At 67.2% G+C, this 20,808-nt stretch carries 17 protein-coding genes; 5 read left to right on the plus strand and 12 right to left on the minus strand.

Going from position 1 to position 20,808, the window contains the following annotated elements:
* Positions 1–503: 503 nt before the first annotated feature.
* Positions 504–2,486: an acyl CoA:acetate/3-ketoacid CoA transferase gene (locus J2W78_RS18635; RefSeq protein ID WP_253372910.1), complete on the minus strand. Its 1,983-nt coding sequence runs from the start codon at positions 2,484–2,486 to the stop codon at positions 504–506.
* A 439-nt stretch (positions 2,487–2,925) separates the two neighbouring features.
* On the opposite strand from J2W78_RS18635, the gene J2W78_RS18640 reads away from it, so the two are divergent.
* A complete protein-coding gene (locus J2W78_RS18640; protein WP_253372912.1) occupies positions 2,926–4,128 on the plus strand; it encodes a pyridoxal phosphate-dependent aminotransferase in 1,203 nt (400 codons plus the stop codon).
* 523 nt (positions 4,129–4,651) lie between these two features.
* The gene (locus J2W78_RS18645; RefSeq protein WP_253372914.1) at positions 4,652–4,951 is read left to right on the plus strand and encodes a hypothetical protein; all 300 of its coding nucleotides are present in this window, start codon (positions 4,652–4,654) and stop codon (positions 4,949–4,951) included.
* 77 nt (positions 4,952–5,028) lie between these two features.
* Here the strand turns inward: J2W78_RS18645 and ppx are convergent, their stop codons facing one another.
* The 4 genes from ppx to J2W78_RS18665 form a co-directional block, all read right to left on the minus strand.
* Positions 5,029–6,582, minus strand: a complete 1,554-nt coding sequence (gene ppx / locus J2W78_RS18650) for an exopolyphosphatase (RefSeq protein ID WP_253372915.1) — start codon at positions 6,580–6,582, stop codon at positions 5,029–5,031.
* A 116-nt stretch (positions 6,583–6,698) separates the two neighbouring features.
* Complete coding sequence (locus J2W78_RS18655; RefSeq protein ID WP_253372917.1) at positions 6,699–9,065, minus strand: RNA degradosome polyphosphate kinase; 2,367 nt, start codon at positions 9,063–9,065, stop codon at positions 6,699–6,701.
* Between the two features lie 139 nt (positions 9,066–9,204).
* Entirely contained in the window at positions 9,205–9,954 is a 750-nt protein-coding gene (locus J2W78_RS18660) for a hypothetical protein (RefSeq protein ID WP_253372919.1), read from the minus strand.
* A 105-nt stretch (positions 9,955–10,059) separates the two neighbouring features.
* Positions 10,060–11,172, minus strand: a complete 1,113-nt coding sequence (locus J2W78_RS18665) for an AI-2E family transporter (protein WP_253374084.1) — start codon at positions 11,170–11,172, stop codon at positions 10,060–10,062.
* A gap of 145 nt (positions 11,173–11,317) precedes the next feature.
* Between J2W78_RS18665 and J2W78_RS18670 the strand changes: the two genes are divergently transcribed.
* The 3 genes from J2W78_RS18670 (at position 11,318) to purN (ending at position 13,384) form a co-directional block, all read left to right on the plus strand.
* Positions 11,318–11,554 carry a DUF6429 family protein gene (locus J2W78_RS18670; protein ID WP_253372921.1) on the plus strand — a complete coding sequence of 79 codons (237 nt, stop codon included), beginning with the start codon at positions 11,318–11,320 and terminating at the stop codon, positions 11,552–11,554.
* A gap of 106 nt (positions 11,555–11,660) precedes the next feature.
* On the plus strand, positions 11,661–12,728 hold the full coding sequence (gene purM, locus J2W78_RS18675; RefSeq protein WP_253372923.1) for a phosphoribosylformylglycinamidine cyclo-ligase: 1,068 nt from the start codon (positions 11,661–11,663) through the stop codon (positions 12,726–12,728).
* Positions 12,725–13,384: a phosphoribosylglycinamide formyltransferase gene (gene purN / locus J2W78_RS18680; protein WP_253372925.1), complete on the plus strand. Its 660-nt coding sequence runs from the start codon at positions 12,725–12,727 to the stop codon at positions 13,382–13,384. The genes purM and purN overlap by 4 nt, the downstream gene beginning before the upstream one ends.
* A 165-nt stretch (positions 13,385–13,549) precedes the next feature.
* Here purN and J2W78_RS18685 read toward each other — a convergent pair whose 3' ends face one another.
* From J2W78_RS18685 to J2W78_RS18715, 7 genes are all read right to left on the minus strand, one after another.
* Positions 13,550–15,121: a SpoVR family protein gene (locus J2W78_RS18685; RefSeq protein ID WP_253372927.1), complete on the minus strand. Its 1,572-nt coding sequence runs from the start codon at positions 15,119–15,121 to the stop codon at positions 13,550–13,552.
* A gap of 57 nt (positions 15,122–15,178) precedes the next feature.
* Positions 15,179–16,477, minus strand: coding sequence for a YeaH/YhbH family protein (locus tag J2W78_RS18690; protein ID WP_253372928.1), 1,299 nt, complete (start codon positions 16,475–16,477; stop codon positions 15,179–15,181).
* 88 nt (positions 16,478–16,565) lie between these two features.
* Positions 16,566–18,518 (minus strand): PrkA family serine protein kinase, encoded by a 1,953-nt coding sequence (locus J2W78_RS18695; protein WP_253372930.1) that lies wholly within the window; start codon positions 18,516–18,518, stop codon positions 16,566–16,568.
* Between the two features lie 259 nt (positions 18,519–18,777).
* Complete coding sequence (locus tag J2W78_RS18700) at positions 18,778–19,251, minus strand: 4-aminobutyrate aminotransferase (protein WP_253372932.1); 474 nt, start codon at positions 19,249–19,251, stop codon at positions 18,778–18,780.
* Positions 19,252–19,390: 139 nt separating this feature from the next.
* A complete protein-coding gene (locus J2W78_RS18705) occupies positions 19,391–19,810 on the minus strand; it encodes a hypothetical protein (protein WP_253372934.1) in 420 nt (139 codons plus the stop codon).
* 128 nt (positions 19,811–19,938) lie between these two features.
* Positions 19,939–20,421 (minus strand): MerR family transcriptional regulator, encoded by a 483-nt coding sequence (locus J2W78_RS18710; protein ID WP_253372936.1) that lies wholly within the window; start codon positions 20,419–20,421, stop codon positions 19,939–19,941.
* A 53-nt stretch (positions 20,422–20,474) separates the two neighbouring features.
* Positions 20,475–20,801 (minus strand): integration host factor subunit alpha, encoded by a 327-nt coding sequence (locus J2W78_RS18715; RefSeq protein ID WP_253372937.1) that lies wholly within the window; start codon positions 20,799–20,801, stop codon positions 20,475–20,477.
* Positions 20,802–20,808: the final 7 nt, after the last annotated feature.

The raw sequence follows: 20,808 nt of genomic DNA on the forward strand, positions 1-20,808 counted from the left end.
TCGGAGACACCGAGTTCTTTGCGCATTTCGATTAATAAAAGTTATCTTTGCATCGAGAAGGACAACTTGGAGCCGCACCCGACCCGATCGCGTCAGGCCGGCTCAAGAGTCCCTGCTTGCACCTTCACACCTCCGACAAATCGGTCGGTAATCCGTCAGTGCAAAATCAAGTTGCGTTCAGGACGTCGATTGCGCCGCCAAGATGAGGTGCAGCTTCGCTCAGTGCGCTCACGTCATCGGTGAAATGCCTGCGAACATCGCGGCACAGAACATGGCGGCTTTCGCATGCCTGTTTTTGAAAGCGGCAAGATTTCGAACGAGGCAACTCACCGCTGAAGCTGCCACGCGCGGATACTCTCAAGGTGCACCCCGACGCGGCCCTCGAAGCCGCGCCGGTCCGTCCCCGGCGCGGCAGGGCTTCGGAGGCCACGAGGACCGGAAGACCTTTTGCGATCCTCTTTGCTCTCGGCGCGGGAGGCCTCCCGAGACTTGAACGCTCGTCCTCAGGCGGCGGACGCCACCGCCGGCGAGATCATCTTGCGCGCCTTCTTGTCCTCGGTCGTGCCGAGGAAGGCCTGGGCCTCCTCCTTGCGCTCGAAGACGTGGGGGGCGACGCCGCGCTTGGTCAGCGCCTCTTCCATCTTCAGGCGGAGGAAGGCGCTGGTCGCGTAGCGGGTCGTCGTCGCGTAGTAGTTCGCCTGGAGATATTGGATCATCCCGGCATAGTCGTCGTAGAGGTTCTCGTTGAGCCGGAAGCCGTCGTGGTTGATCACGGCGTTGACCCGCTGACCGGCCTTGCGGCAGGCCTCGACGATGGTCATGCGCAACTCGTCCATGTCGCTCTTCACCCGGCAGTACCAGCCCTCCAGGTTGATGAAGAGGATATTGCGCTCGGCATCCAGGCTGACGCGGGATTTCAGGTCGAGGTTGAGCAGATCCGAGATCAGCTCCATCGGATCCTCGCGGAAGATGCGCGCGTCCATCGCCACCGGATTGCGCACCACGGGGGCGAAATCCATGTGGGCGAGGATGTCGCGCTCGATATCGATGCCCGGTGCCACCTCGATCAGTTCGAGCCCATCCTTCGTCAGCTGGAAGACGCAGCGCTCGGTCACGTAGATCACCGGCTGCGAGCGCTCGACCGCGTAGGGGCCGGAGAAGGTGTTCTGCTGGACCCCTGTTACGAACTTCCGAGCCCGGCCCTCCTGGACGATCTTCACCTGACCGTCCTGCACGGCGATCTCCAGGCCGCCCGCGGTGAAAGTGCCGGCGAAGACGACTGAGCGGGCGTTCTGCGAGATATTGATGAAGCCGCCGCAGCCGTTGAGCTTGCCCCCGAACTTCGAGGTGTTGACGTTGCCGGCCCCGTCGCACTCGGCCATGCCGAGGCAGGTCATGTCGAGGCCGCCGCCGTCGTAGAAGTCGAACATCTGGTTCTGGTCGATGATGCAGTCGGCATTCGTCGCCGCGCCGAAACTCGAACCCGAAGCGAGCACGCCGCCGACGGCGCCGGCTTCCGTCGTCAGGGTGATGTAGGGGGTGATCTTCTCCTCGTTGGCGACGGAGGAGATGCCCTCCGGCGCGCCGACGCCGAGATTGACCACGCCGTTGGGCGGCAGTTCGAAGGCGGCGCGCCGGGCGATGATCTTGCGCTCGTTGAGCGGCATCCGCTTGATGCCGGTGACGGGTACGCGGATCTCGCCGGCGAGCGCCGCGTCGTAGACTACGCCGTAGTTCATGCGGTGCATCTCGGGCTCGGCCACGACGACGCAATCCACGAGGATGCCGGGCACCCGCACGTCCTTGGGCAGCAGGTAGCCGTCATCGACGATACGCTCGACCTGGGCGATGACGATGCCGCCGTTGTTGCGCGCGGCCATGGCCTGGGCGAGGCAGTCGAGGGTCAGCGCCTCCTTCTCGAAGGAGAGGTTGCCCGACGGGTCGGCGGAGGTAGCGCGGATGAAGGCCACGTCGATCTTGGTGGCGGTGTAGAACAGCCACTCCTCGCCATCGACCTCGACCAGCTTGACGATGTCCTCGGTGGTCAGTTCGTTGACCTTGGCGCCGCCGTGGCGCGGATCGACATAGGTCTTCAACCCCACCTTCGAGAACAACCCCGGCTGGCCGGCGGCGCAGGCGCGGTAGAGCTGCGAGATCACGCCCTGGGGCAGGTTGTAGCCGCGGATTAGGTTGGCTTGCGCCGCCTGAGCCACCTTCGGCATGCGCCCGAAATTGGCGGCGATGACGCGGGAGAGAAGCCCGTCATGATGCAGGCGGCCGGTGCCCAGCCCTTTGCTGTCGCCCGCGCCCGCGGTCATGATCAAGGTCAGGCCACGCGGCGAACCGGTATCGACGAAGCGCTTCTCCAACGCCGCGTGCAGCGCCTCCGGGATGCAGCTCTGGACGAAGCCGGTCGTGGTGAGGACGTCGTTCTCGCGGATCAGCGCGATCGCTTCCTCGGCCGTGATGACCTTGTTCTTCTTCATAGGGCCCGCCGTCCTCCGCTTTCCTGGCCCGGCCGGACGGTACCGCCCGCCTCTTGCCGCTTCCGCCCGGAATATTGTCGGCCGCCCCTGTGAGTCCGGGCAAGTCCCGGCCCCACAGGGGCGGCTGAATTCTGCATACAATTATCATTGCGGTGCAATGTTATGCTATCGCACTGCAAGAAACTGCACACTTCGTCTGTGACAATACCCGAAAACCTTCCCAGCGTACGCCTGAAAAACACTTCGTTCCAGATTGAGAAAAATTGCAGATGGTCTCTGACGAGCGGCGGCTGCGGAGAGGCCGTTCCCGCCGCGGGAACTGGGAAGCAGCCTCCCGCCTGCCGCGCTTGCTCGTGTCGCGGCACGTGATTACGAGAGCCGCGATGCCCGGGACATCTTTCGGGCCACCGCACACTCGAAGACCTTTCGGAGATCTCCCATGGGCTTTCTCGCCGACGCCCTCTCGCGGGTGAAGCCGTCCGCGACCATCGCGATGACCCAGAAGGCGCGCGAGCTGAAAGCCTCGGGCGTCGACGTCATCAGCCTCTCGGTCGGCGAGCCGGATTTCGACACGCCGGACCACATCAAGGAGGCGGCGATCGACGCGATCCGCCGCGGCGAGACCAAGTATCCGCCCGTCTCCGGCATCAACCCGCTGCGTGAGGCGATCGTCAAGAAGTTCAAGCGCGAGAACGGGCTCGACTACAAGGTCTCGCAGACCATCGTCGGCACCGGCGGCAAGCACGTCATCTACAACGCGCTGCTCGCGACCCTGAACCCCGGCGACGAGGTGGTGATCCCGCGCCCCTATTGGGTCTCCTACCCGGAGATGGTGATCCTGTGCGGCGGCACGCCGGTCTTCGCCGAGACCGACATGGCCCACGACTTCAAGCTCCAGCCGGAGGAGTTGGAGCGCGTCATCACGGGCAAGACCAAGTGGATCATCCTCAACTCGCCCTCGAACCCGTCGGGCGCAGCCTATACCCGCGACGAGATGCGGAAGATCACCGACGTGCTGATGCGGCATCCGCAGGTCTGGGTGCTCACCGACGACATGTACGAGCACCTGACCTACGGCGACTTCGAGTTCGTGACCCCGGCCCAGGTCGAGCCCGGCCTCTACGAGCGCACGCTGACCATGAACGGCGTCTCGAAGGCCTATGCCATGACCGGCTGGCGCATCGGCTACGCCGCCGGCCCCGAACAGCTCATCAAGGCGATGGACTTCGTGCAGGGCCAGCAGACCTCCGGCGCCTCCTCGATCTCGCAATGGGCGGCGGTGGCGGCACTCGACGGCACGCAGGAGCACCTCGCCCGCTTCAAGGCGGCGTTCCAGGAGCGGCGGGACCTCGTGGTCTCGATGCTCAACCAGTCGAACGGCCTCAAGTGCCCGACGCCGGAGGGCGCGTTCTACGTCTACCCGTCCTGCGCCGAACTGATCGGCAAGACGACCGAGACCGGCAAGACCATCGGCTCGGACGAGGATTTCGTCACCGAGCTGCTCCAGGCCGAGGGCGTCGCCGCGGTCCACGGCTCGGCCTTCGGCTTGGGTCCGAACCTGCGCATCTCCTACGCCACCTCCAACAAGACGCTGGAAGAGGCCTGCCGCCGCATCCAGCGCTTCTGCGGGTCGCTGCGCTAGAGCATCGTCCCGAAAGGTGGTCCCCGGCTTTCGGAAAAAGACGATGCAAAATTAGAAGGCTCGAGCATCGGCCCGGATCCGATATCCAGGCACGATGCTCCAAGCGCGGCTCTCGGGCGAAGCGTCGCAGTCGCGGGAGAGCGCCCCGGCACGGTTGCCGTCGGCGGCGTGGGCCTCTACATCGGCCCTCCCCGCGGCCGATGCGCCCGATGGTTTCGCGAGCCCTCTCGGGCCTGCGTGGCGGCGGGGCCGGCAGTGACGGGGCGGTGCGGACCAGTTCTCTGCGCCGTTCCTGTGACGCTCAGTGGGCCGAGCGGCTGCAGGTGCGTCGGGAGCGCGGGGAACAGGAACCGCGATTCCGGCGCAAGGCCCACCTATCCGAATTCCCTCGCCCCCGACCGGCACGCCCCCGGTCCGGGGCCGAGCGCAGCGTATTGGCAGGCGGAGCGTTAACGGTCTTTCTCAAGGGAAAACGAACCGGTCGCAGGCAATCTTTTGCAGATTGTCGCTGAAAGGTTGCGCCATGTCTCAGGTTGCCCGAGCCAGAACGTCCGCTCGCCAGTATCTGCCGGAATCGAAGCTCGAAGATCTCGCCAGCAGCCTGCGGCGGCTCGCCAACCATCGCGGCCTCGTCCGCAGCGAGATTGCCAGCCCGATGCTCCTGCGCCTGCTGCCGCCGCCGCGGCGCGCCGAGGAGAAGAAGTACGAGGCCGACCTGCGCCAGCGCCTCACGGATGCCAACCTCGACGGAGCGCGGATCGCCTATCTGATGGCCGACGCCGAACGTGAGATCGCGGTGGCCCACACCCGTCTGTCGGGCTGAGCAGCGAACGGATCGCCGAGGCGACGTGCATCGGCGCGACGGGGTGTGGATCGATAAGCGGATTGCGAGCGACCGGTTCAGCCGATCTCGATCCGCCCATCGAGCCCCACGACACGGCCCAGGCCGCGGACGCGGCTGAGCAGGCGCTCGCCGTTGAGTTCCGCCCATTCGGCGGGTAGGCGCAGCACCACCTTGCCGTCCTCCACCGTGAGCGGCATCCGCTTGAGCGGCCCCGCCATCCCGGCCGAGACCGGGAAGGCGACGCGCATCAGCGCCCCGACGAGGCGGGCGCGGTCGAACAGGCGCGGGCCGGCGAGCATCCGCAGGGTCGGGCTCGCTTTCTCCGGCGCCACGCCCTCGTGGCGGAAGTAGCCCGACAGGGCGAGGTAGGCGCGGCCGGGATGGTCGATGCCGGCGAAGGCGGCGTTGGCGAGCACGTTGAGGCTCTGCTCGCCGCGGTAATCGGGATGCGCCCGCCAGCCGATATCCGAGAGCAGGCAGGCGGCGTGGCGCAGGCGGCGCTCGCCCGCGGTCTCGGGCCCGTCCAGGCTGGTGATGAACTGGTCGGTCCAGTCGCGCAGCTCCTCGCCGTGGCCGGGCGAACGTGCGCGCTGCACGTTCAACTCTTGCGCCGAGACGATCAGCGGGTCGGTGAGGCGCGTCTCGCGGTCGAGTTGCTCGAACAGCAGGCCCTCGCGCACGCCGAAGGCGGAAATCGCGATCTCCCGCGGACGGCCCGCCCGGATGATCTCTTCGAGCACCACCGCGCCGAAGGCCAGCAGAGGCCGGCGCGCCTCGGAGATGGTCTCGACTTCCTGCAGGGTCGCGGCGTCGCTCGCCTCGACCATTTCGAGGAAGCTCAGCTCGTCGGAAGGCTCCACCGCGTAACCGTGCATGACGTGGAGCGGATAATCACGGGCCGCTTGGTGCAACCGGGCCAGCGCCCGCCACGTGCCGCCGACCGCGTAGAAGGTGCGCCCGCGCAGGGTGTCGAGCTGCGGCTCGGCCTTCTTCAGATGCTCGCGGGCGATCTTGCGGGCCTTCTTGAGCGAGCCCTCGGAGAGATCCTGAAGCGCCAGCCCGCCGAGCGGCATGGTCACGCCCTGGCCGACCGTTGTGCCGTTGACGTCAACGAGTTCGAGCGAGCCGCCGCCGAGGTCACCGACCACGCCATCGGGCGCGTAGAAGCCGGAGACGACGCCGAGCGCCGAAAGCTCCGCTTCGCGCCGGCCGGAGAGAAGCTGGATCTCCTGGCCGAGCGCCGCGCGCGCGGCGTCCAGGAAGGCCGGGCCGTTGGCCGCGTCCCGCGCGGCGGCGGTGGCCAGCACGAAGATGCGGGAGACCCGCATCGTGTCGCACAGGACGCGGAAGCGGCGGAGGGCCGTGAGCGCCCGCTGCACGGAATCCTCGTTGAGGCGGCCCGTGGAGAAGACGCTGCGGCCCAGCCCGCACAGCACCTTCTCATTGTAGAGTGGCGTCGAGGCACGCTGGAGCCCGTCATAGGCGACGAGCCGCACCGAATTCGAGCCGATATCGATGATCGCGACGGGTTCGAACGTCATGCCAGTCATCATCGGGGCCGGCCGTTCGGCGGAGTGGGCGAGCGTCAGGTGGGGACGTGTCGGACCCATGCAGCCCCCTCTCAGGGAAGCACCCCCGCAAGGGGCGCTCACGATGGTGCCGGGCCGGAACCGGCCGGACACTCACGATAGTGCCGGGCCGGAGACCGGCCCGGTGCAGGCTGTGGTCAGGACCGCTGGGCGCGGCGGCTGAGCGCCCGCGGGCTCGACTTCTTCGACGACTTGCCGCGCCCGGACAGGCTCGGATTCGTCATGAAATACTTGTGCGCATTGAACGGTTCCTCCCCTTCGGCAGGGCTGATCCGCTCGCTCGCACCCGATGCCAGTACACGCCAGCTCTGTCGGTTGTCGAGGAGGTTCGCCAGCATGATCTGGTCGAGGACCTGCTGATGCACAGTCGGGTTGGTGATCGGCAGCAGGGATTCGACCCGCCGGTCGAGGTTGCGCTGCATCAGGTCAGCCGAGGAAATATAGACGGTGGCCTTCGGATGCGGCAGCCCGGCGCCGTTGCCGAAGGCGTAGACGCGCTCGTGTTCGAGGAAGCGTCCGACGATCGATTTCACCCGGATCGTGTCGGACAGGCCGGGAATGCCCGGCCGCAGGCAGCAGATGCCGCGCACGATGCAGTCGATCTGCACGCCCTCCTGGCTGGCATCGTAGAGCGCGTCGATGATCTGGCTGTCGACCAACGAATTGCACTTGATCCAGATCGCCGCCGGACGCCCGGCCCGTGCATGGGCGATCTCCTCCTCGATGTGCTGGAGCAGGCGCGGCTTCAGAGTCAGCGGCGACACCGCCATGCGCTCCAACTCCGCCGGCTCGGCGTAACCGGTGATGAAGTTGAAGATGCGCGAGACGTCCCGGGCGATGGCCGGGTCGGCGGTGAAGAAGGACAGGTCCGTGTAAACCTTCGCGGTGATCGGGTGATAGTTCCCGGTGCCGACGTGGCAGTAGGTGACGAGGCGGTCGCCCTCGCGGCGCACCACCATCGACAGCTTGGCGTGGGTCTTCAGCTCGACGAAGCCGAACACCACCTGCGCGCCCGCCTTCTCGAGGTTGCGCGCCCAGCGGATGTTGGCCTCCTCGTCGAACCGGGCCTTCAGCTCGACCAGCGCGGTGACCGACTTGCCGGCCTCCGCGGCTTCGGCCAGCGCGGCGACGATCGGCGAGTTCGACGAGGTGCGGTAGAGCGTCTGCTTGATCGCCACGACGTTCGGGTCGCGGGCGGCTTGCGCCAGAAACTGCACCACAGAGTCGAACGACTCGTAGGGGTGGTGGACGATGAAGTCTTTCTGGCGGATTGCGGCGAAGACGTCGCCGCCGGATTCGCGGATGCGCTCGGGGAAGCGCGGGTTGTAGGGCTTGAACTTGAGGTCCGGCCGGTCGATCCCGACGATCTGCGACAGCTCGTTGAGCGCGAGCATCCCCTCGACCACGAAGACCGAATCGGGCGCCATCTCCAATTCGTCGGCGACGAAGGCGCGCAGCTCCTCCGTCATGCCCGCCTCGATCTCCAGACGGATGACGACGCCGCGGCGGCGGCGCTTGATCGCCGATTCAAAGTGCAGGACGAGGTCTTCCGCCTCTTCCTCGATCTCGAGATCGGAATCGCGCACGACGCGGAAGGCGCCCTGCCCCTTCAACGAGTAGCCGGGGAAGAGCCGGCTCGCGTATTTCGCGATCACCTGCTCAATGGCGATGAAGCGGGCGGTGCCGTCGCCCGCCACATCGGGCAGGCGCACGAACCGGTCGAGCAGCGAGGGCAGACGGATCAGGGCGCGCAGGGTACGCCCGTCACGGGGCCGCACCATCATCAGCGCGACGGTGAAGCCGAGATTGGGGATGAACGGGAAGGGGTGGGCCGGATCGATGGCGAGCGGCGTCAGCACCGGGAAGATGTAGGTGAGGAAGTAGTCGTCGAGCCAAGTGAGGTGCTCCGCCGACAGCTCCGCCGGGTCTGCGAGGTGGATGCCGTTGCCGTTCAGCTCCTCGCGCAGGGCGCGCCAGCGATCCTGCTGGTCCAGCGCCAGCCGTGAGACTTCCGTGCCGATGCGGGCGAGTTGCTCGGAGGGGGTCAGGCCGTCCTGCGAGGGCACGACGAGGCCGGCGCGGACCTGATCGTGCAGGCCGGCCACACGCACCATGAAGAACTCGTCCAGGTTGTTGGCCGAGATCGAGAGGAAGCGGAGCTGCTCCAGCAGCGGGTGGTTGGGGTTGGAGGATTCCTCCAGAACCCGGCGGTTGAACTGGAGCCAGGACAGCTCGCGGTTCACGAAGCGCTCGGGCGAATGGCGGAGCGATCGCCCCGCCTCCAGCACCGGCTCGCGGGCAGCCTCGGCCGCATCGCTCTCCGCCTTGTCGTCGGCTTCCGAAGGCTTCTCGGCAGCCTTCTCCGCAGCGATGATTCGGGCGGCACGGGCGGTGCGGGCGCGGGCGGATTCGCTGCGCACACCCCGCTCGGTGGCGAGGCTGGTCTCTTCGGTCTCGGTCGCCTCCGTATCACGAGCGACGACATCCGACTCCACTTCCGACAACGCCTGGCTCCCTTCCGCTCGAAAGCGCGTCCCGGTCACGATGCGACCGGGAACGGCTCCGCCCCCTGCTCTGCTGCGCGGGTCCCTAACATAGGGCGGCCGAACCGGTTTGACGGTTTCGTGACAACGAAGGGGCGTCTCACAACACGTCCACGTCGTCTTCCGCCTCGCCTTCCGCCTCTTGCCCCTCCTCGCCCCCGGCGGCGGCCTCCATCCGGTCGAGGACGGCGAGCGCGAGCGGCCGGGTGATGCGGCGGCGGCGGCCGAGCGCGTCGCGGTCGAGTTCGGCCACGACCTCGCGGACGCGGGCCAGCGAGCGATCGATGCGCAGGGCCAGGGCATCGACCACCGAGGTGTCGATGCCGAGCTGCCGGTCGGCGAACAGCTTGACGATCACCGCTTTCAGCAGCGCGTCGTCGGGCGGGCCGATCTCGGCGCCGGGGGCGAGCCGCAGCCGCGAGCGCAGGTCGGCGACCTTGAGCCCGAAGCCGTCCACCGGCCCGCAGGCCGTGAGCAGCACCGGAAAGCGGCGCTCGCGGGCGAGGTTGAGGAGATGGAACAGGGCTGACTCATCGCGGCCAGCCTCGCGCTCCACGTCCTCGATCACCAGGGCGCCGTTGGAGATGAGATGGGAACCCCGATCCATCGTGACGTCGGCGGCAGAGACCGTCCAGGCTTGCGCCCGCGTCGCCCAGATCGAGGCGAGATGGCTCTTGCCGCTGCCGGGCGGGCCGCGGAGCAGGAACACGGTGTCGGGCCAGTCGGGCCACGCCTCGATCAGGGCGTAGGCCTCCTCGTTCGAGGGGCTGACGAGGAAATCCTCGGCGCCGAAGCGCGGATCGAGCGGCAGGTCGAAGGTGAGCTGCTGCGGGGGAGCTGTGTCGCGCATCCTCGCACCTTACACCAAGTTGCTCGACACCGGCCGACGCCCGCACGGCCCTTGCCGGCCATCGGGAAGGATCGTCGACGCCGGATTCTCCGTGGCGTCGCGCGATCAGTCGCGGGCGGGCAGCGTCGCGTTCCCAGATTCCCCGATCAGCAGCGGCCCGTCGCCCCGGTAGAGTTTGCTCTCGAGGTAGCGCTCGATGCCGAAGCGCACGACGACACCAATCGAGGCGGCGACCGGCACGGCAAGGATGAGACCGAGGAAGCCGAACAGAGAGCCGAAGGCCAGCAGCGCGAACATCAGCCAGACCGGATGGAGGCCGACCGAGTCGCCCACGAGCTTGGGCGAGATCACGTTGCCCTCCAGGAACTGCCCGACGAGGAACACGCCGACGGTGAGCCCGATATGCAGCCAATCGCCGGTGGGCCACCATTGCACCAGAGCGACGCCGACCGAGAGCATGAAGCCGGTGAGCGTGCCGACATAGGGGATGAAGGTGAGGAAGCCCGAGATCATCCCGATCAACACGCCGAAGTTCAGCCCGACGAGGAACAGGCCGATCGCGTAGAACGAGCCGAGGATCAGGCAGACGAGGCTTTGCCCCCGCACGAAGCCGGTCACCGCCCCGTCGATCTCGCCCGCGAGCCGCCGCGCCGTCGGGCGGTGGCGCGGGGGCACCCAGCCGTCGAGGGCAGCGATCATCCGGTCCCAGTCGTGCAGCACGTAGAAGGCGACGACCGGCGTGACGACGAGCAGCGAAGCGATGGAGACGAGGGCCTGGCTCCCGGTCCAGAGCGACTTCAGGAAGGCCAGGAACCACGCCCCGCCCTGCCCCACCAGCGTGCCGACGGAGGATTGCAGCTCGTTGACGACCTCGCTGCCGCCGACGCGCTGGAGCAGCGGCCCGGCCCGCTCCACGAGTATGCTCTGCAGGCGCCCGACCATGGTCGGCAAGGAATTGACGAGCGAGGCGATCTGCCCGGCAGCCAGCGGCACCACGATGATGAGCAGCACCACGAACCCGACGACGAATCCGGCCAGGATCAGCAGGGTCGCAGCAAGCCGCCCGAGGCCGAGCCGTTCCAGCCGGTCGGCCAACGGATCGAGCAGGTAGGCCAGCGCCAGCCCCGCTACGAAGGGCAGCATCACCTCGCGCAGCTCGTAGAGCAGGAAGACGACGACCCCGAGGATCGAGAGCCCGATGATTGCCCGCCCACGCATCGAGATGCCGTCCCCCGCGAATTCGTCCGGGCGGACAGTGGGAAGCGTGGCACGCCCGGTCAAGGCGGGTCCTGTAAGGCGAACCTTGCCGCACGCGGCGGGAGGGCGTTCGATAGCCGCCTCACTTCAAGGGAGACAGGACGCCATGGACACCGAGGACACCGAACGGATCGACGCCGCGGTTTTGGCCCTGCTTCGGCTCACGCTGCACGACGGCGACCGCGCCTGGAAGGAGCACTCCTGGGACGCACTCGGCCGACTTCACGCCAAGGGACTGATCTTCGATCCCGCCGAGAAGGCACGGTCGGTTCGGCTCACGCCAGCGGGGCTGGACCGTTCTGCGAGCCTGTTCGGGGCGCTTTTCGCCCACGGCACGGAATGATGCTGTGCCCGAACGGGCCCTCCCATGCCGGTGACGGTGGCCAAGCGCGCCGCGATGTGGCAGCGGGTTTTGGCATGATCAGCGATTACCGGACGACGGGGCGGCGATGACGGCGCAGGACGGAAACGGGCTCACCTACGCGCAGGCCGGCGTCGACATCGACGCGGGCAACGCGCTCGTCGAGACGATCAAGCCGCTGGTGCGCGCCACGCGCCGGCCGGGCGCCGATGCCGAGATCGGCGGCTTCGGCGGGTTGTTCGACCTCAAGGCGGCCGGCTTCAAGGATGCGATCCTGGTCGCCGCCAACGACGGCGTCGGCACCAAGGTGAAGATCGCGATCGAGACCGGACGCCACCACACGATCGGCATCGATCTCGTGGCGATGTGCGTCAACGACATCATCGTGCAGGGCGCGGAACCCCTGTTCTTCCTCGACTACTATGCCACCGGAAAGCTGGTGCCGGGCGTCGGCGCCGACATCGTGCGCGGCATCGCGGAAGGCTGCCGGCAGGCGGGCTGCGCGCTGATCGGCGGCGAGACCGCCGAGATGCCCGGCCTCTACGACGGCGCCGACTACGATCTGGCCGGCTTCTCGGTGGGCGCGGCCGAGCGCGGCACGCTGCTGCCGCGCCCCGGCATCCTGCCCGGCGACGTCGTGCTCGGCCTGCCCTCCTCGGGCGTCCACTCGAACGGCTTCTCCCTGGTGCGACGGATCGTGGCCAAGACCGGCCTCGGCTACGACGCCGACGCGCCGTTCGCGCCCGGCCGGACCTTGGGCGAAGCGCTGCTGGAGCCGACCCGGATCTACGTGAAGCCGCTGCTCGCCGCGCTGAAGCGGGCCGGCGGCATCCGGGCGCTCGCCCACATCACCGGCGGCGGTTTCCCCGACAACCTCCCCCGCGTCCTGCCCGACGGTGTCGGCATCGCGATCGACCTCTCGGCGATTGCCGTACCGCCGGTCTTCGGCTGGCTGGCGCGCGAGGGCGGCGTCGCCGAATCCGAGATGTTGCGCACCTTCAACTGCGGCATCGGCATGGTTGTGGTCGCCGCCGCCGACGCGGCCGATGCCGTGGCGGACGCGCTGACCGAGGCCGGCGAGGCACCGGTGCGGCTCGGGCACATCACCGAGCGAGGCACGGAGCCGGTGACGTTCAAGGGGCAGCTCGCCCTGTGAGCGCTCCGGTGACGAAGAAGCGCGTCGCGATCCTGATCTCGGGCCGCGGCTCGAACATGGCCTCGCTGATCGAGGCGGCGCGCGCGCCGGACTATCCGGCCGAGATCGTGCTCGTGCTCTCGAACCGCCCCGACGCCGCCGGCCTCGACCGGGCGCGGGAGGCCGGCATCCCGGCCCGCGCCATCGACCACAAGGCGTTTCCCAACCGGACGAGCTTTGACGCCGCGCTCCAGGCGGAGCTGGACGAAGCGGGCATCGAGCTGATCGTGCTCGCCGGCTTCATGCGCATCCTCACAGATGCCTTCGTCGAGGCCTGGACGGGTCGGATGATCAACATCCACCCCTCGCTGCTTCCGCTGTTCAAGGGCACGCACACCCACGAGCGCGCCTTGGAGGCGGGTGTGCGGCTGCACGGCTGCACCGTGCATTACGTCGTGCCGGAACTCGATGCCGGGCCGATCGTGGCGCAGGCCGCCGTGCCGGTGCTGCCGGGCGACGACGCCGACACGCTGAGTGCCCGGGTGATCGTGCAGGAGCACCGGCTCTACCCGGCGGCGCTGGCGCTGATCGCGGGCGGCGGCGCGGCATTGGACGGGGGGCGAGTCCGCTTCACGGCGCAGGCGCGCGACGCGGAGGTCGCGATCCTTTCGCTTTGAGCGCCGTATCCATCGCCCATTCCGGCCCGCGGCCTCGTCCCGAGCGGCCGCGAAGCGTTCTCGAAGGATGCGCCGAATCCCACCCGAATCTTGGATGATTCTTCGAGAGGGTGCCCCGCGCCGCCGCCAAAGATGAGGATCGGAGCGGTCGGATGGGACAAAAAATCAGAAGAAGATCGGCCGCGCGCTCGCGGAGTGCTCGACCAGCACCGCGCCGGTGGCCGGATCGACCTCCTTCAGCACCGCGTCGTAGCCCCACAAATCGGCGAGGTGCTGGAGCACGCGGCGGGCATCCTCCCGCTGCAGGGTGATGCGGTTGAGCGCCTTGTGGTGGAGGATGAGCCGGCGATCGCCCTCCAGATCGACGTCCACCACCTCGATGTCGGGGTCGAGCCACGCCACGTCGTACTGCCGGGCGAAGGAGCGCCGCATCTTGCGGTAGCCGCGCTCGTCGTGGATCGCCTCCACGCGCATCTCCGGTTCGTCGGGATCGTCGGTCACGTGGAACAGCCGCATGTCGCGCATCAATTTCGGGCTCAGGAACTGCGCGATGAAGCTCTCGTCGCGGTAGTTCTCCCAGCAGTCGCGCAGCACGCCCATGGCGTCACCGCGGCCGGCGATGTCGGGGAACCACTCGCGGTCTTCGTCGCTCGGCTGCTCCACGATGCGGGCGATGTCCTGCATCATGGCAAACCCCAAGGCGTAGGGGTTGTGGCCGCCGAAGGAGCGGTCATCGAAGGTCGGCTGGCGGATGACGTTGGTGTGCGATTGCAGGAATTCGAGATAGGCCGCCTCGCTGAGCTGCCCCTTCTGCGAGAGCGCGTTCATGATCCGGTAGTGGCAGTAGGTGGCGCAGCCCTCGTTCATCACCTTGGTCTGACGCTGCGGGTAGAAATACTGCGCCACGAGGCGGACGATGCGCAGGATCTCGCGCTGCCAGGGCCGCAGACGGGGTGCGACCTTCTCCAGGAAATAGAGGATGTTCTCCTGCGGCAGTTCGAGCAGCGCCCGGCGCCGCTCCAGCGCCGGGTCGCCCTTCTGTCCGCCGGTCTTGGCCGGCAGGGTGCGCCAGAGATCGTTGTAGATCTGCTCGCCGTGCTCCTCGCGCTCGCGCTCCCGGCGCTGCTCGCTCGCCAGATCCGGCCGCTTCTTGCGGGGATAGCGGTGGACGCCCTGGCTCATCAGCGCGTGGGCGGCGTCGAGCACGTGCTCGACCGCCTGATGCCCGTAGCGCTCCTCGCAGCGGGCGATGTAGCTCTTGGCAAAGTCCAGGTAGTCGAGGATGCCCTCGGCATCGGTCCACTGCCGGAACAGATAGTTGTTCTTGAAGAAGTGGTTATGCCCGAAGGCGGCGTGGGCGATCACCAGCGTCTGCATCGTCGCCGTGTTCTCCTCCATGACGTAGGAGATGCACGGATCGGAGTTGATGACGATCTCGTAGGCGAGCCCCATCAGGCCGCGACGGTAGCTCGCCTCCTGCTGGGCGAAGTGCTTGCCGAAGGACCAGTGCTTGTAGAACAGCGGCATGCCGATCGAGGCATAGGCATCGAGCATCTGCTCGGCGGTGATGATCTCGATCTGGTTCGGGTACCACGACAGGCCGAGTTCGGGCCCCGCCACCGCCTCGCAGGCATCGTGGATGCGCCGGATCGTCTCGAAGTCCCAGTCATTGCCGGAAAACAACAGCTCGCCCGGTTTGGGCGCCGTCGACTTCGTGCGGCTCAGGCTCGCGACCATGTCGGCCCTTCTCTTCGACGCTGTGTCGCCCCTCCTGACGGAAGGGCGATCGCTGGCTCACGCCTCCGCCCGCGCATCCTTGCGACCGAACAGCTCGCGGAACACGGGGTAGATGTCGCGGCGGTGGTTCACCTTGCGCATGGCGAGCGGTTCGCCGGCCTTGGCCAGGGCCTCGTAGGTCCGCCACAGGGTGGTGCGGTGCTCGACGAAGCCGGCACGCGGGCCGTTCTCGTCGCCGACTTCGAGATAGGCGAAGTGCTGGCAGGCCGGCAGGATGTGCGCCCGCAGCAATTCCGTCGAGGTCGGCCCGTCGGAGGAGACGTTGTCGCCGTCGGAGGCCTGCGCGGCGTAGATGTTCCAGTCGTCCGGCGAGTATCGCTCGGTGACGATGCGCTTCATCTCGGCGAGCGCCGAGGAGACCAGCGTGCCGCCGGTCTCGCGGGAGCGGAAGAAGGTCTCCTCGTCCACCTCGGCCGCCTTATCGGTGTGGCGGATGAAGACGATCTCGACGTGCTTGTAGCGGCGCGTCAGGAAGATGTGCAGCAGGATGTAGAAGCGCTTGGCCAGATCCTTCATGTGCTCGGTCATCGAGCCCGAGACGTCCATCAGGCAGAACATCACGGCCTGGGCGATCGGCTTTGGATAGGGCTCGAACCGGCGGAAGCGCAGGTCGATCGGATCGACGTAGGGGATGCGCTTGGAGCGCTCGCGCAAGCCGAGCAGCTTAAGTTGCAGATCAGGCAGGCGCGGATCGTTCGCGACCTCGGCCGCGGCGATCTCCGCTTCCAACGCCGCCACCTCCTCCAGCTTCGGCCGCTTGAGGGCGATGCGCCGGGACATGGAGTTGCGCAAAGTGCGCGACAGGGCGAGGTTGGCCGGCGAACCCGAGACGGTGTAGCCGGCCCGGCGCAGGCCCTCGGTCTCGACCACCGCCAGCCGCCTTTTGGCGAGATCGGGCAGTTCAAGATCTTCGAGGAAGAGGTCGAGGAATTCCTCGCGCGTCAGGACGAAGTGGAAGGCGTCCTCGCCATTCTCGCCGCCGTCCCCGCCCTCGCCGGAGCCGCCGCCACCCCCGCCGCCCGGCGGGCGCTCGATGCGGTCGCCCTCCACGTAGGTCTTGTTGCCGGGCAGGATGTAATCCTGATGGCCCGTGCCCGGCTGGCGCGAGAAGCGCGGCTCGCGCACCCCGTCGCCGGGCACGGTGATGCGCCCGTCCTTGCCGAGGTTCTTGATATCCTTTTCTCGGGCGGATTCCCGAACCGCGCGCTGTGCGACGTCCTTGACCCGGCGCAGGAAGCGTTGGCGGTTCGGGAGGCTCTTCCCACCTGGATTGAGCCGACGGTCGACGATGTGCATCCGGGGTCGCTCAGCGCCTTCAAGTCTCACGTCCCCGCTCGGGGACAAAGGTGCGGAAGTGCGGCGGCGGATGCCGAAGGGCTCGGCTTCAACCCGCCTGCTTCACCCGCATGTACCATTCCACGAGCCGCCGAACCTGCCGTTCGGTGTAGCCACGATCGGTCATGCGATCGACGAACTCGCCGTGCTTCTTTTCGGTGTCGCTGTCCTTCTTGGATCCAAAGGAGATCACGGGCAGCAGTTCCTCGACCTGAGAGAACATCCGCCGTTCGATCACTTCGCGCAACTTCTCGTAGGACGTCCAGGACGGGTTGCGCCCGCCGTACTGCGCCCGGGAGCGCAGCGCGAACTTTACCACCTCGTTGCGGAAATCCTTGGGGTTGGCGATGCCGGCGGGCTTCTCGATCTTGGTCAGTTCCTGGTTCAGGAGCTCACGGTTGAGGAGCTGGCCGGTCTCGGCATCCTTGAAGTCCTGATCCTCGATCCAGGCGTCCGCGTAGTCGATGTAGCGGTCGAACAGGTTCTGTCCGTAATCGTGGTAGGATTCGAGATAGGCCTTCTGGATCTCGTGGCCGATGAACTCGGCGTAGCGCGGCGCCAGCTCGGTCTTGATGAACTCGATGTAGCGCTTCTCGGTCTCCGGCGGCAGTTGCTCGCGCCGGATCGCCTGTTCCAGCACGTACATCAGGTGGACCGGATCGGCCGAGACCTCGGTGGTGTCGTGATTGAAGGTCGCGGCCAGCACCTTGAAGGCGAAGCGGGTCGAGATCCCGTCCATGCCTTCGTCGACGCCGCCGGTATCCTTGTATTCCTGCATCGAGCGGGCGCGGGGATCGACCTCGCGAAGGCTCTCGCCGTCGTAGACCCGCATCTTCGAGAACAAGTTGGAGTTGGCGTGCTCGCGCAGACGCGAGAGCACCGAGAAGCGGGCCAGCATCTCCAGCGTGCCCGGCGCGCAGGCGGCGGTGGAGAGCTCGGAGCTTGAGATCAGCTTCTCGTAGATGCGCTGCTCTTCCGTCACCCGGAGGCAGTAGGGCACCTTGATGACGTAGATGCGGTCGATGAAGGCTTCGTTGTTCTTGTTGGTCTTGAACGACTGCCACTCGGCCTCGTTCGAGTGCGCCAGGATCACACCGGTGAAGGGGATCGCGCCGATATTCTCGGTGCCGACATAGTTGCCCTCCTGCGTCGCGGTGAGCAGGGGATGCAGCATCTTGATCGGCGCCTTGAACATCTCGACGAATTCGAGAACGCCCTGGTTCGCCCGGTTGAGGCCGCCCGAGTAGGAATAGGCGTCCGGATCGGCCTGCGAGAGTGTTTCAAGGCGTCGGATATCGACCTTGCCGACCAGCGAGGAGATGTCCTGATTGTTCTCGTCGCCCGGCTCGGTCTTGGCGATGGCGATCTGGCGCAGGCGCGAGGGCCGGACCTTGATCACCTTGAAGCGGGAGATGTCGCCGTCGAACTCGTCGAGGCGCTTCAGGGCCCAGGGGCTCATCAGGCCGGTGAGGCGGCGGCGCGGGATGCCGAAGCGCTCCTCGATCTCGCGTCCCATGACCTCGGGATCGAACAGGCCGAGCGGGCTCTCGAAGACCGGAGAGACTTCGTCGCCGGCCTTCAGCACGTAGACCGGGTGGACCTCCATCAGCGCCTTGAGGCGCTCGGCGAGCGACGACTTGCCGCCGCCGACGGGGCCGAGCAGGTAGAGGATCTGCTTGCGCTCCTCCAACCCCTGCGCGGCGTGGCGGAAGAACGAGACGATCCGCTCGATCGTCTCCTCCATACCGTAGAACTCGGCAAAGGCCGGGTAGACCCGGATCGTGCGGTTCATGAACACCCGGCCGAGGCGAGCGTCGCGGGCGGTATCCACCATCTCCGGCTGGCCGATCGCATCGAGGATGCGCTCGGCGGCGGAGGCATACATCAGCGGGTTGTCGCGGCAGGCCTCGAGATACTCGGAGAGCGTCATCTCCGTGTCGCGGCGCGCTTCATAGCCGCGAGCGAAGCTCTGGAACAGGTCGTTCGTCGAGTGCAGCGGCATTCGAACACCCCCTTCAGGCTGATGACAGCTTCATCCTGTCTCGGGTCGAACGCAACTGACATTGCGGGTTTTGTCGCACCGCCCACAGGAGCGCCGCCTTGCGTGTGAAACGGGACACACTCAAAGCTGGCCGGGATTTAGCCCGAGCTTGACCGGCCCCGGACCGGAGGCAGAAACCTCCGGCCGAAGACCGGAAGCCCCTGAAATACGTCAGAATTGCTGCATCGCAGCATGACGACGCACGAAATGGTTCATCCGATCAGAGATCGGTGCCGCTTTTCTTCTCGTCCTTGGACTTATCGTCCTTGCCGACGGTGATGCGAATGTCGCGCTTCTCGATTTCGCCATCGGAGTTCTTGATCTCCACTACGACCCCGTCGGAGCCCGTATAGCCGCCGTTGGGCTGGTAGAAGATCGCCTGAACCTCGGCGTCCTTGTTGGGGCAGCGGTACTTGGCCGGCGTCTTCAGCTTGCCAGCCTTCGTGATGAGCGAACCGGATTTCGGTGGCGTCACCACCTTGATCTCGGGCATCGGACCGGCAGAGCAATCCTTCTTCAGGTTCGGCACGATGACGAGACGAGCCTGCTTGCCGGCGGGCACGGTCTCGCTCTTGGTGACGGTGGTCTGCGCAAGGGCGGGCCCGGCGAGACAAAGCCAGGCGGCGGCGAAGGCGGCGGGCAGCGCCGCAATCGGTCTCGTGGCCGGTCTCGTGGCAGTGGTCGGCAGATCCATCGGCGTTTCCTCGAGCGTCGTCAGGCAACCCGCCGGAGAGCCGCCGGGCGCCAACGACGATGTGGGGAGGGCCGCGGCCCGCGTCGAGGCTTGTGCCTTCGAATCTTGCTAACCGAACCTTGCCGGAAGCGGCGCCTGCTCAGTGCTGCAGCGCGGCGGCGACCGTGCCGGCCACCCGCGCAATCTGCGCGTCATCGAGCTGGCCGGCGAGCGCCTGAGTCAACGCCTTCTCGACGCGCTCGCGCTCGCCGAGATCGGCGAAGGGTGCAGCCGGAATGTCCCCATCGCCTAGATCGCAGGCGCGGCGGATGGTATCGGCGGCCTTGAGCAGCGTCTCCCGGTCGGCCGGGCCCATATCCCAGAGCGGCGCCCGCAGCCGGCTGATGACCCGCCGCGCGTCACGGTACTCCCGATCGACCGTCGTTGCGGCCTCGATCTGGCTGACGAGGAACATCAATTCCAGAACCTCGTTGGCAGCTTCCGGGCAGGCGCGCACGATCCGCATCACGCGGGCGATGAGTTCCTGGGTCGGAGACATCCGGGAGCGAGGGGGAGCCATGGCGCCTCAACGCCGATCCACCGGTAAAGTTCAGCTCGCATCACGCAAGCGGGCCGAAATCCGCGAGGCCGGCCAATGCCTTGTGCGCAAGCGAGTTTTCGCGTTTCGATCGCGGCCGTCGGTCCGCCTCAGGCGGCTTCGTGATCCGCCTCGTCGAGGCCGGCGAGCAGAGCTCGGCAGGCGCGCAATTCGGCGAGCGCCCCCTCGAGCGCCCGACGATCCGAGGCGGCGGCCTCGACGCTCTCCTCGTCCCGGTCGATACCGGTCGGTGCGCCGACCTCAGCCTCGCCCCGGCCGAGCGCCTGGACGAAGCGCACGCCGTTCTCTTTGAGGACGCGCTGCGCCCCGCGGATCGTGTAGCCTTTTCCGCGCAGCAGGCAGCTCACGCCCCTGATGAGATCGACATCCTCCGGCCGATAGTAGCGCCGGCCACCGGCCCGCTTCGTCGGCTTGATCTGGCTGAACCGGCTCTCCCAGAAGCGCAGGACATGCTGCGGAACGCCGAGTTCCTCGGACACCTCGGTGATGGTGCGGAAGGCGCCGGGACTCTTCTCGCCCCGCTCGTCACCGGCGGGAGAAACAAGGGCGGGCGATTCCAACGGCAGTCCCATGGCAGCGCCTCAAACCAGATTGTGCGGGACAGGACCGGAGCGGCTTGGCCGGGTCACTCGTCCTCATCCATATCGAGCCCGTTGACGTGGCCGCCATTGATGCGGGCCTTGAGCACGTTCGAGGGCTTGAACACCATCACCTGCCGCGGCTCGATCTCGACCTCGACGCCGGTCTTCGGGTTGCGGCCGATGCGCTTGCCCTTGGAGCGCACGACGAAGGAGCCGAACGAGGACAGTTTCACCGTCTCGCCCGCGGACAGGCAGGTGCAGATCTCGGCGAGCACCGTCTCGACCAGGGCCGCCGATTCGGCCCGCGACAGGCCGACCTGCTGGTAGACGGCCTCGCTCAAATCGGCGCGTGTGACCGTCTTGCCTGCCATGCGCTCC

The organism is Methylorubrum extorquens, from assembly GCF_024169925.1.
GTDB classification, from domain to species: domain Bacteria; phylum Pseudomonadota; class Alphaproteobacteria; order Rhizobiales; family Beijerinckiaceae; genus Methylobacterium; species Methylobacterium extorquens_A.